The sequence below is a fragment of the Microtetraspora fusca genome (genome assembly GCF_001570365.1).
Lineage (GTDB): Bacteria > Actinomycetota > Actinomycetes > Streptosporangiales > Streptosporangiaceae > Microtetraspora > Microtetraspora fusca.
In genome coordinates, this window is sequence record NZ_BBYK01000040.1 from 436,839 (window position 1) to 448,590 (window position 11,752).

The 11,752-nt window shown below is 67.6% G+C and carries 8 protein-coding genes; 3 read left to right on the plus strand and 5 right to left on the minus strand.

Annotated features, from left to right (window positions below):
* Positions 1-14: 14 nt before the first annotated feature.
* Positions 15-917 carry a LysR family transcriptional regulator gene (locus tag AWQ68_RS07330; RefSeq protein WP_066936557.1) on the minus strand — a complete coding sequence of 301 codons (903 nt, stop codon included), beginning with the start codon at positions 915-917 and terminating at the stop codon, positions 15-17.
* Positions 918-1,144: 227 nt separating this feature from the next.
* Here AWQ68_RS07330 and AWQ68_RS07335 point away from each other — a divergent pair, with 227 nt between their 5' ends.
* Entirely contained in the window at positions 1,145-2,524 is a 1,380-nt protein-coding gene (locus tag AWQ68_RS07335) for an amidohydrolase family protein (protein ID WP_066936560.1), read from the plus strand.
* Between the two features lie 5 nt (positions 2,525-2,529).
* The gene (locus AWQ68_RS07340) at positions 2,530-5,208 is read left to right on the plus strand and encodes an AAA family ATPase (RefSeq protein WP_084463724.1); all 2,679 of its coding nucleotides are present in this window, start codon (positions 2,530-2,532) and stop codon (positions 5,206-5,208) included.
* 39 nt (positions 5,209-5,247) lie between these two features.
* Here AWQ68_RS07340 and AWQ68_RS07345 read toward each other — a convergent pair whose 3' ends face one another.
* The 4 genes from AWQ68_RS07345 to AWQ68_RS07360 all read right to left on the minus strand — a co-directional run bounded on the left by AWQ68_RS07345 (position 5,248) and on the right by AWQ68_RS07360 (position 10,466).
* Positions 5,248-7,014: a thiamine pyrophosphate-binding protein gene (locus AWQ68_RS07345; RefSeq protein ID WP_218006796.1), complete on the minus strand. Its 1,767-nt coding sequence runs from the start codon at positions 7,012-7,014 to the stop codon at positions 5,248-5,250.
* Between the two features lie 26 nt (positions 7,015-7,040).
* The gene (locus tag AWQ68_RS07350) at positions 7,041-8,210 is read right to left on the minus strand and encodes a 3-oxoacyl-ACP synthase III family protein (RefSeq protein ID WP_157544996.1); all 1,170 of its coding nucleotides are present in this window, start codon (positions 8,208-8,210) and stop codon (positions 7,041-7,043) included.
* 143 nt (positions 8,211-8,353) lie between these two features.
* A complete protein-coding gene (locus tag AWQ68_RS07355) occupies positions 8,354-9,592 on the minus strand; it encodes an FAD-binding oxidoreductase (RefSeq protein WP_157544998.1) in 1,239 nt (412 codons plus the stop codon).
* A 193-nt stretch (positions 9,593-9,785) separates the two neighbouring features.
* Positions 9,786-10,466, minus strand: a complete 681-nt coding sequence (locus AWQ68_RS07360) for a hypothetical protein (RefSeq protein ID WP_066936572.1) — start codon at positions 10,464-10,466, stop codon at positions 9,786-9,788.
* A gap of 633 nt (positions 10,467-11,099) precedes the next feature.
* Between AWQ68_RS07360 and AWQ68_RS42180 the strand changes: the two genes are divergently transcribed.
* Positions 11,100-11,264, plus strand: a complete 165-nt coding sequence (locus AWQ68_RS42180) for a hypothetical protein (RefSeq protein ID WP_157544999.1) — start codon at positions 11,100-11,102, stop codon at positions 11,262-11,264.
* Positions 11,265-11,752: the final 488 nt, after the last annotated feature.

An 11,752-nucleotide genomic window follows, 5' to 3' on the forward strand; every position in this document is an offset into this window, starting at 1 on the left:
TCCCCGGCGTGAGGTCAGCCTCGGTGCTGATCGCGTAGCCAGCCCAGGTCGGCCGCGGTGGCACGGGCGGCCGCCTGGAACGCCCGGACCCGGTCGCTCATCCGGTCGCGTCGCCACACCATGGACCAGGGATAGACCGGTGACGGATCGACGAGCGGCCGTACGACGAGCCCCGGGCCAGGAGCCGGACAGGATTCAGGCCAGGCGGCCACGGCGTCCCGCTCGCGTACCTGCTCCAGCATTGCCGACAGCGGAGTCTGGCCCGCAAACGGCGGCCGGGGCCGGACTCCAGATTCAGCGAGGAACGCCAGGACGAAGTCGATCCAGTCGGGGGTGTGGTCCACGTTGCCGAACACCCAGCGGCATCGGCCCAGCCCGCTGACGGGGATCTCCCCCTGCGCCGCCAGCGGATGGTCCTCGCGCAGCACGAGCCTCACCGGATCCAGGCGTATGATCTCCCCTCTCAACTCGGCGTCCTGTTCTCCGAAAAGACCGACGGCCAGATCCAGCTTGCCGGCGCGTAGTTCGGCGATCTGGCGGATCATTCCCGCGATGCCGTGGACGACCTCGATCGACGGCTGCTGCCTGGCCAGCGTCCGCAGGATCGACGGCACCGTGTCCAAGCCGTCGACGATGCTCGCGATTCGCAGGGGCTCGTGCCCTGTCGCCGCGTCGACGGCCTCCTGAGCCGCGGCGAGCAGCCTCCGGGCCGCCTCGAGAAAACGCTCTCCAGCGGGGGTGAGCTCGACCTTCCGGGTGTTGCGCGCCAGCAGAGGGGTGCCGAGCTCCTGTTCCAGGCGACGGATCTGGGCGGACAGGGATGGCTGCGCGATGAACAGCCGGGCAGCGGCACGACCGAAGTGCATCTCCTCCGTAACCGCCACGAAATAGCGCACCAGCCGCAAGTTGAGATCCACACGCAAAGTATCGGTCCTCTTCCAGGCAGGGAGTATCCCCAGAGCGACGGCAGGGTTGATACCGCGGCGACCTGCGCTCCCGGCGCCTCCGACCGGCCAGGAGAGCCCGCGAGATCACGACCGGATAGACGCCGTACGGCTATCAATCGGGCAGCAGCAGGTCTTGGACGACGGCTGAGCCGTCGACTGTGCTTGAGACACACCTTCGTACGACTTTGGAGCGTCCCATGCCCGATCGCATCCTGATCCGTGGCGGCACCGTGCTGACGATGGAACCCGGCGCCCGTCCCCGTCTGGCCGACGTCCTGGTCGAAGACGGCCTGATCGCCGCCGTGGCGCCCGGCCTTCCGGACGACGGCGCCGACGTGGTGGACGCGAGCCGCTGCATCGTCCTGCCGGGGATGGTGGACACCCACCGGCACGTGTGGCAGACCCAGCTCCGCGGCGTCACCCACGACTGGTCGCTGAAGGACTACATCCGCAGTGTCCGCTTCCAGGCAGCGGTCTTCTACCGCCCCCAGGACACGTACACCGGCAACTACCTCGGCATGCTGGAGGCGATCGACGCCGGCGTGACCACCGTGCTGGACTTCTCCCACTGCGTCAACACCCCCGAGCACGCCGAGGCCGCGCTCGCGGGCACGCGGGACTCGGGAATCCGCTCGATGTTCGCCCTCGGGCTCAACGACGTCCCCGTGCCCCACCCGCACTTCGCCACCCTGGAGCAGCGCATCGAGCACGCCCGGACGCTGCGGACCAAGGAACTGCCGTCCGACGGCGGACTGGTCACGATGGGCATCAGCCTGTCCGACGTACTGGTAGCTGGCATCGAACGGGTCACCCAGGAGGTGGCCGTCTCCCGCGAACTCGGCGTGCGGATCACCCTGCACGCCAACGCCGTGATGTTCCCCCAGCCCGTGAGCGAGGTGGCGTTCCTCGACGAGGCCGGGCTGCTGGGCCCCGACCTGGTGTGGGTGCACATGAACCAGACGACCGACGAGGAACTGCGCCGCGTGGCCGACACCGGCGGAGCCGTCTCCACCACCCCCGAGACCGAGATGCAGATGGGCATGGGACACCCCGCGCACGGACGCTTCATGGCCGTCGGCGGCAGGTGCACCTTCGGCTGCGACGTGATCTCCAACAACTCCGGGGACCTGTTCCCCCAGGTCCGGCTCGCCCTGCAGACAGAGCGGATGCTCCGCAACGACGCGGAGCTGGCCCGCCGTCACGGCCCGGACGACATCGGCCCGTCCACGCTCTCCCATCTGGAAGGAGCCACCGTCAACGGCGCGGAGGCGCTCGGACTGAGATCGCGGATCGGCACGCTTACCCCCGGCAAGGAGGCCGACCTCATTGTGGTGCGCGGCGACGCCCCGAACACGCTGCCGGTCAACGACCCCGTCGCCGCGATCGTCCTGCACGCGCACGCGGGCAACGTCGACACGGTCATGGTCGCCGGACGGATCCTCAAACGGGACGGCCGCCTCCTCGCCGACCCCGCCCGGCGGCTGGCCCTCATGGACGAATCGCACGGCCACCTCTTCGACGCCATCGAAGCCCACGGCGGCCTCATCCCGCAGCCGCCCGCGCCGCTGCCCTGGTAAGACGCATGACCGAACGATGGCCGATGGTCGGGCGCGACGGGGAACTGGAGTTGTTCAGGGCGTCGGTGTTCCGCCGAGACCAGGACGCCTTCATACTCACGGGGCCCGCCGGAGTCGGGAAGACACGGCTGGCAGACGAGTGCATGGCCTGGGCCGCCCGCGAGGGCATGCCCGTCACCCGGGCCGCGGCCAGCCGTACGATGGCCGACGTGCCGTTCGGTGCGTTGGCGCACCTCCTGGCCCCACCTACCACGGGGGTGTCGGGCGCGGGCAGCTCGGCCACCGCCACCCGCCTGAGGGACGGGACCGGACGGTACTCATGGTTCCGTCAGGCGCTGCGCCACAGGGCCTGCGGCCGACGGCTGATGCTGTTCATCGATGATCTGAACCTGCTCGACGCGCAGTCGATGACCTTGCTGACCCGGCTCACCGAGGCTGGCGAGGTGTTCCTGACCGCCACGATGCGCCACGGCGAGCCCGTGCCCGACGACGCCCGTCGAATCTGGTCCGGCGACCGGACGCTGCGAGTGGAGCTGTCCGGTCTGGACCGGGACGGCGTTTCGACCTTGGTTTCCCTGGCACTGGGCGGGCCGGTGACCACCGACACCAGCGCCGCCCTGTGGCAGGCGAGCCGCGGCAACATCCTGTTCCTGCGGGAGCTCGTGTCGGGAGCGCTGGAGGAGCGATCCCTCGTCGTCGCGGATGGGATCTGGCGCCTGAAAGGGACGCCGATGCCGACCAGCCGTCTCAAGGAACTGGTCGATGCGCGTATGGCGACGCTGGAGCCGAAGGCCCGGACGGTCATGGAACACCTGGCGGTCTGCGAGCCCCTCGGGACCTCCATGCTGAACGCGCTCGCGCCCCCCGGAACCCTCGAACAGCTGGAGCGGTCCGGTCTCATCGAGAAGCGGGCCGACGGGCGGCGGCAGCTGGTCGGCCTGGCTCACCCCCTGTACGCCGAGGCGATCCGCAGCCGACTCTCCCGGCTCACCGTAGACCGGATTCTCCGGGATCAGATCGATCAGTTGCGGCGGGTCGGCGCACGACGAGCCGACGACGCGCTGAGACTGACGGTCTGGCAGCTGGACGGATCCGGCAGAGCCGATCCCGCGCCATTGCTGAGCGCGGCGCGCCTGAGCCGGAGCGCCGGCGACTTCCCACAGGTCGAACGGCTGGCGCGTGCCGCGCTGGCCACTAGCGGCGACGCGACACTCAACGCGCGGGCGGCGACGTCGCTGGGCGAAGCACTGGCCCACCTCGGCAGGGTCGCCGAGTCGGAGGAAGTCTTCGAGAGCGCCGACGCCCTGAAAGCCGGTGACGACCGGCGGGCGGCCGTCGTCCTCCGGACGCTGAACCTGTTTTGGGCGCGGACGCGGCCCGAGGATGCGCTGGCCCTGCTCGACCGCTGCCGAGCCGCGTCCGGCGGGCGGCACGACGACGACCTCGTGGCGGCCCGCGCGCTCGCTCTGACCCTGTGCCACCGGCCCCGTGAGGCGTACGAGCTGCTGGCCTCGGCGCCGGGTGGACCGAACGGCCTGCGGGGGCCCTCCGGTGAGCTCGCGCGGGTCGCTGTGTTCGCTGCGCTCGGCAGGGCCGGGGACGCCCTCGCAGCGTCGGACGCCGCCTCCGAATCGGAGCCGCTCGCAACCGGGAGCGCGCTCACCCCGGTCCTCCTCGTCTACGGCCGCGGCATGGCCCTGTTCTCCGCCGGGCGACTGACGGACGCCATCGCAACGGCGGAGCGCGGGTTGGAGCAGGCGATCATCCAGGGCGTCACCACCGCTCACACGGCGTTCACCCACCTGCTGGGCCGCTGTCACCTGGCCGCCGGTCGCCCTCGCTCCGCCATCCGGTGGTTCCGCGAGACCGCCGCCGTCGCCCGCGCCCAGTCGATGGCGGGACGGCTCCAGCTCGCCCACGCCGGCCTGGCCATGGCTCACGCCTGTCTGGGTGACGAGGGGGCGAGTTGCGAGGCCGTAGCCGAGATGGGTCCGCCGGCGTCCGAAACTCAGGGCCTGCCCACCCAGGCTCGCGCGTGGAGTCTGGCCGTCAGCGGCGACACGGCCGGGGCGATCGAGCGGCTGCTGGCCGCGGCCGACGCTCTCGAGAACGGCGGCCAACTCGTGCTGTGCGCCGATCTGCTCCACGACGTCGCCCGCCTTGGTGAGCCCGAGCTCGTGGCGGACCGGCTGAAGAAGGCGGAGGTGGCCGGCGAAAGCGCGATGGTGACGGCCCGCTCGCTTTACGCCATCGGGGCCGCGCACTCGGATGCCGCCGTCCTCGAGCGCGCCTCGGCGGCGTTCGAGTCGCTGGGTGCACTGCTGTACGCGGCCGAGGCGGCGGCGCAGGCCCACCGATGGCTGATCGATGCACGGAAGAGGGCGGCCGCGGCGGCCCGTGTCAGAGCTCTGCTACGGAAGTGCGAAGGGGCCCTGACGCGCCCGCTGCTGGCCTTCCATGCCCCGGTTCCGCTGAGCACGCGCGAAAGAGACGTCTGCTCGCTGGCCGCCAAGGGCATGGTCAGCCGCGACATCGCGGCGAGGCTCCGCCTTTCCGTGCGGACCGTCGACAACTACCTTCAACGGGCCTACACCAAGCTGGGCATCTCCAGGCGCACCGAACTGGCCGCGGCGCTCGGCCCGGACAAGGGGCGAGAGTGGGTTGTCAGGCCGGAAGCGGGCTGATCTCCCCAGCGGACGTGCTTCCTCCCCGCCGGTCACCGCTCAGCGGGTCTCCTGACGGAAGGATTCGCTGACGGCGTCGTGGCGGTCGTCGAACGGTCCCGGCTCGTCGGGATCGACCCGCACGCAGACGACCTGGGGGCGGCGATTTTCGTGGGCCTGCTTCTCGGCGAGGCCCAGCGCGGTGAGCAACTGCCCGGAATGATTGACCGAATGGGCCTGAGCACCCAAGCTGCGTGCGAGCGTGGCGAGGTCGGGATCGCCCAGTCGGAAGCTCTCGTCCGTGATACGACGGCTGCCGGGGAACGCGTGGTTCATGCCCTGGCGGACGGTGTTGTAGGAGTCGTCCTGGAGGACGATCCAGATGGCGCCGATCCCGCGGTGGGCGGCGGTGGCGATCTCCACGGCATTCATCAGGAAACCGCCGTCTCCCGTGATGGTGGCGCAGGTGGCGTCAGGGCGGGCGGCCTTCGCACCGACGACCGCGGCGTTCGCCCATCCCATGCTGCCCATGCCCCACGGGAGCAGCGCGCGGGAGGGAGCGCTGATGGGGACCTGCCGCGTGAACCAGCCGGTGCCGTTGCCCGCGTCCAGCAGCAGGATCCGCTCGTTGGTCTGGGCGAGCCATTCCCTCAGATGATGCATGACGACCTGAGGCTTGAGCGGGGTGAGCTCATGGTAGGTGGTGGGGGTCGACGGGTGGACAGGAGGCAGACCCCGCAACACCGCCCGCCGCGAGGCGGCCGAGCCGTCCTCTCCGCGCTCACGGTGACGGGCGTCCGCCTGCAGGAGGGCGTGCAGGAACGGGGTGATGTCCGCCGTGATGCCATGGTTGGCCCAGTAGGCCCGGCCGATCCGGGTAGGGTCGGCGTCGACGTGGAAGAACGCGTGGCTCGCCTGCAGAGCGGGTGTCCAGTTACGGCTGGCCCACTCGCCGAGACTGCTGCCCAGCACGAGCACGATGTCCACGGGCCGGTCGATGTAGGCGTGCGCGCGAGCCGAGCCTCCGATGCTGACCACGCCCAACGCCTCCTCCCGATCCTCGGGGAACAACCCCTTGGCTTTGGTTGTCGTGGCGACGGGCAACGCGTGCCGGCCGCAGAAGGCGGCGAAGTCGGTCACCAGCGAAGTGGTCTCGCCGAGCGCCGGGCGGCTGCCGTTGCCGAGCAGGATCAACGGACGAGACGCGGTCAGAAGCGCCGTCAGCACTCGATCGACCGCTTCACCCGGCACCGAAGCACCCCACATGGCACCTACACCCGGTGCCACAGGCGGCGACGGGCATGCCTTGCCGTACAGGTCCACCGGGACGCTCAGATGCACGGCACCGCGCGGCGTCGAAAGCGCGTGCCGCAACGCGTTGGCGAGAAGGACGGCGGCGGAGTCGGGACTCGACAGCGAACGGCTGTACGCCGTGCAGGGCCGGAAGACATCGACGGTGTCCACACCGTCCCTGCTGCTCTCCTGGAACGCGCCGCGCCCATGACGCGCCTGATCGGCCTCGCCGGTGATGAGCAGGACCGGGGAGTTGTCCGCATTCGCCACGGCCAGATGGGGTAAGGCGTTGAGCGCGCCCGGGCCGCTGGTGACGATGGCGACCCCCAGGTTGCCGGTGGCCCGCGCGTATCCGTCGGCCATGGCCACGGCTCCGGCTTCGTGCCGTGAGACGACCAGGTCGATCTCGGTCTCCGCCAGTAGCCGCCCCAGAAGCGGCCCGATCGCGCTGCCGGGCAGCCCGAAGACCGTCCGCACCCCATGAGATTTGAGGACGTTCATCAGGTGGTCTATGAACAGGGGTTCGTCTGGCACCGTGGGCCTCTTCACGTCGTGGGACATCACCGGTTCGTCTCCTTGCCGCCGGCGATCTGCTCGGATTCGGGAACCGGAACGCCGTGCTCGGGGACCGGTCCCAGGGCCACCTCGCCCCATCTCATGACGAGCGCGCCGGCTGTGGAGATCGAGCCGACGCCGAACAACACGACCAAGTCGCCTGGCTTGATCCTGCCGGACTCCGCCGCGTGAAACAGGTTGGCCGGCACGAGGGCGGCACCCACATTCGCATACGACGGATACGTGCTGATGGTCTTGTCCGGACCGACTCCGAGAGTCTTCGTGAAGTACGGCGCCATCCACGCGACAGGAGTGGTGAACACGAAGAAGTCGACGTCCTCGATCGCATAACCGGACTTCTCCAGAGCCCCGTGGACACAGGTTCTCACCTGAAGACCGGCGTCGTCCCGCATGACCATGCCCGGAGTCAGCTCGCCCACCCGCAGCCGAACCCGGGCGGTTTTCGTGCCGGGCTCGACCTCCAGGGGAAAGGTGTAGGCCCCGCAGGTTTCCTGGGTGCCGATCAGTTTCGCGCCGAGCACACCCGAACCCTCGGAACAGGGTTCCACCAAGAACGCTCCCGCGCCGTCGCCCAGGAACCAGGAGAGCGTGTCCGCTGGATCGATCACCCTCGTCAACGCGTTCGAGACCACGACGGCGATGCGTTCGTACTCGCCCGCCCGGACGAGCGCCGCCGCGTTCTGCAACCCCACGAGCGAGGAGTTCTGGGCGGACTCGAAGTTCCAGGCCGGCACCGTCATGCCGAGGCGGTGGGTCAGGTAGGCGGCGTTCTGCGGCCCGAACGTGTCGGGCAGGAAGGAGGCCACTATGACCGCGTCGACGTCGGCGGGGGCGACGCCCCGGGCTCGGAACAGGTTCTCCAGAGCCCTCAACTCCAGATCGAGCGTTCCCTCTCCGGCGGACAGCACCCGCCTTTCCCTCGCACCGCGGAACACGTCCTGCAAATACGGGCTTCGCTCCGCGTCGAACAGCTCATCGGCGGCTCTGTGCTCGGTGGATGCGAGGAGTCGTACAAATGCTCCCTCTTCCTCAGAGGTGACCAGATCGGGGTGGTTGCGTATCCAGAAATTGTTGTCGCGTATCTGCTGCGGGAATTCTATCGACAGAGCTGTGATCTCGGCACCGGCGACGGCTGGCTGTCTCTTGCCGATCACTCCACCCTCCTGAATTCTCTGATTCCAGCGATCGGTTATGTGTCATGCCTCCGAGGCATGACACACCGCTCCAAGCGTGTTCCTGCTCGCGTTGCCGGCTTGAAACGCATGAGACTCTCGCCGGACGGACGGCGCACCGAAACTCAAAGTGGGCGGTGAAAAAGCGCTGAAGTGAACACGCCCGCCGGGTCGAACGCGGCCCTGGCCCGCAGGTGACGGCCGTAGTCCGGCCCGAAGTGAAGGCGCCAATCCTCGTCCGCCATCTCACCCATCCACCCCGACAGATAGCGTTTGCCTCCGGCGAGCAGGAGAAGCGACGCCGCGGAGCGGAGGAAGGCGAACGTCTCGTCGTCGTGATGGTGCACAGCCTTGGGCAGGAGCGCGAACAATCCGACCTGATCCCGCCCTTCCGGCAATATCAATGTCGGCAGGACCGCTGAACGGCGTATCAGAATGAATCTGGCGCTCCACTCCCTCCCCGAAGGCCTGTCGCCGAGCACGCGCTCGACGGCGTTCAATCCGGCCGAAGTAAGCGGCAGGAGCATTTCCAGCCACGGGTGTGCCGACTGTTCCCATGCTCCGGTGGATCGCATGTCGGCGAACCTGGATTCGTACCTACGGGTGAAGTCGTGCCAGGTTCGCGTCACGATCTCGGCGACCTGTCGACCGGAATCCGGAGCTGAGGTGTCCGCCGAGGTACCGATCCATATGCTGAATTCGTCGGCCATCTCGGACGTTCCCTCCAGGAATGCGATCGCGGGATCGCAGGAGAGTTCCGTCAGCTCCGTGAGCCATTCCCGGCATGATGTGCGCACGACACGAAGACTTCGCACCATCCCGCCCGTGGGAGTCAGCCTCAGAGCGACCCGCAGGACGAGGCCGAAGCGTCCGAGCCCTCCGAGAGCCGCTTGGAAGAGGTCGCCGTTCTCGCCGGGGCGGCAGCGCAGCACACCTTTGCCCGTGGCGACCTCCATCTCCATGACGTTGTCGGCGATCAAGCCATGCCTATGGGAGCCGGCTCCTATTCCGCCCGCCGAAAGGGCGCCGCCGACGCTGATGTCGAGGTTGAAGGGCAGCACGGGAGGTGCGAGACCGTCCGGCTCCGTCACCTCCAGGAGACGACGCCAGGTCAAGCCGGCCTCGCAGGTCACGCTGCCGCCCGCGGGATCGTATGGCCCGGCCCCGGCCAGCTCACTCGTCTCGACCACCAGCGTGTTCACCGGAACCGACTGGCCCGACTGACTGAACCCCGACCCACGAAACGTGAGCGGGAGCCGGTGTTCCGCGGCCCAGGACACGACCCGCGCCGCGTGCGTCACCGTACGAGGCCGCACCACGCCGGCCGCGACGCCCGCGGCCATGTGGCCGAAATCCTCGCTCACTCGCGCGAGGTCCTCCGGAGTGAGGACAATCTCCACATCGGCGGCCAGGGACAGTTCTGTGAGAAGTTCCGGTGTCCATGATCGGTGCACTGTTCGTCGCCCTTCTCGTCGACGCCGGCCCTCTGCGCAGCGGGCCTCATCGGTCGCCTGCCCCACCCGCCGCAGGCGAGGCTGGCTCCCGTGGGAGTACGCGCTAAAGCGCGCCCGCAGGGGTCTCTCGGGCGGCACTGAGTTCTACGGCATCGAACAAGGCCACGAACGCGTCGAAGCAGCGGTCCACCAACGAGAGACATCTCTGGCGGGCTTCCGCACTCAGCTCTATCGATGCCAAGATCCGCTGCATTTTCTGCTCGACGATTTCGTGGCTCTTCTCCACGTCTAGATGGCTCTGACTGAAGTATTTGAACCCGGCACCGGCCTCGTTCCGGGCGAGATAGGCCACGATCTGCGGGAAGAATGCCTGTCCCGCCGCCTCCAGCGTGTGGATCAGCACGATTCTTTCGATGTCCGGGCGCTCGATCATGGTCTCCGTCAGCAGAGCGTAGGCCATCTCCCGGGTCGCTCGGTGGCCTTCGTCGAAAACTTCCTCCAGGTCGAGGATAGATCCTCGGATGGCGCGCAGATCGTGGAGGAACCACTTGTCATGTCCGGAATCCTCGCCTAGATGGTGCCGTGCGATCTTGCGGAGAGCCGGGTCGTTCACCCCGCTCGCGTTGATTCTAAGGATGTCCTGGAAAGCCATGACGTAGAACGCCGTGACATACAGCGCGCCAAGAACCGTGGGGAGAGGGTCGTCGTTATTCATGCGGACGAAGAACGGGTGGCCGGTGAGCCGATCGCTCTGGTCCTCCATGTACCTGAGCACCATTTCCATGCCTGCTCCTTACATCTGCTCATGCTGCACGGGGTCTACAGGTGGCGCGGCGCGAATTGATTTTTCGTGCCGGTCAGCGTCTCTCGGCAAAGCGGCACAGTCGTTCCCCGCATCCGACCACAACGCCCGCTCGCGACGTCGAGACACGGGCGCGTGGCTGGATAACACCCGGTCATCACACGGTTTCTGGTTCAGAAAGCGCGATGAATGCCAGGTCGTCTTGGCCACTCAGCGAGCTCGATCTGCAATTCACTCAGTGAGACGTATGTTTCGGATTGCATTTCGTCAGCCTTCGGTGTCACTCCCGCCGGCCGGCGGCTCCACGTCCACCCGGTCGGGTTGCCCGGGAGTCACTCATTCACAGCCGTGACACCGCTTCTGCCCATGAATTTCCTTCGGATAATCAGCAGGAACACTCAAAGGATATTTCCGACCGCCGGTGCCGACTCTAGAGTAGCTGCTACTCCACTTCTGGTTCGCCGTTCGAAATCAAGAGCGCTCGTTCTCGGTGAGAGAGTCTAGGAGCGCCCGGCGGTCGCCTTCGGGGTTGCTCACTGGGCCTCTTCTGCTTTCTAGCAGCAGGACTTTGCCACAATTGCATTGTCGTCTGCCGACTCATCGGTGGCGCAGGGGTTGCGTCCATGGAACTGGGGTAAGAGTTTCCGCCGGTACGCGACGGCGCAGATCGCCTGGGCGCATCTGTATTCCGGAGTCGCGCTGCGCGGGCTGCGCCGCCTCGACGAAGGCGCGGCGTCCATCTTCCGCACGGGCAACGGCTTCAAGGCCGACAGCGTGTAGTGCGTCAAAACTCGCATGTACGGCCTGAGCTTCTCCGCCTGGCTTATGCGGGTCGACGGTACTCGTTGATAGCGCCGCCGGGTACCTCCTGGCGCTTGATTCCCCTTCGAACGGCACGACCGCCGGTGATCCTTCACTCTCTGAGCGGTACAGCATGGTCAGTAAAGAACACATAGTCACTCGGCACTTACTCATCGGTTGTTCGTGTCGCCGCCGGGATGGTTGCTCGACGGTTGCTCGTGTGTACACGGCACGGGGCGGAATGGGCCGTCACAGCCGGGCACATATAGAGAGACTACGACGGACGAAAAGTCAGAAATCGGCACGGCGAGGCACAGATGACATCGATCAAGGCGACTCATAATCCGTGGGTCGTGGGTTCAAGTCCCACCCGCCCTACTCAGCTTGATCAGTGAATATGCCCTGCCACCTGCGGCTTCTCGTCTGATCATGGTTGACGTGACAGGCAGCCGAGGAGGAGAGAGAGC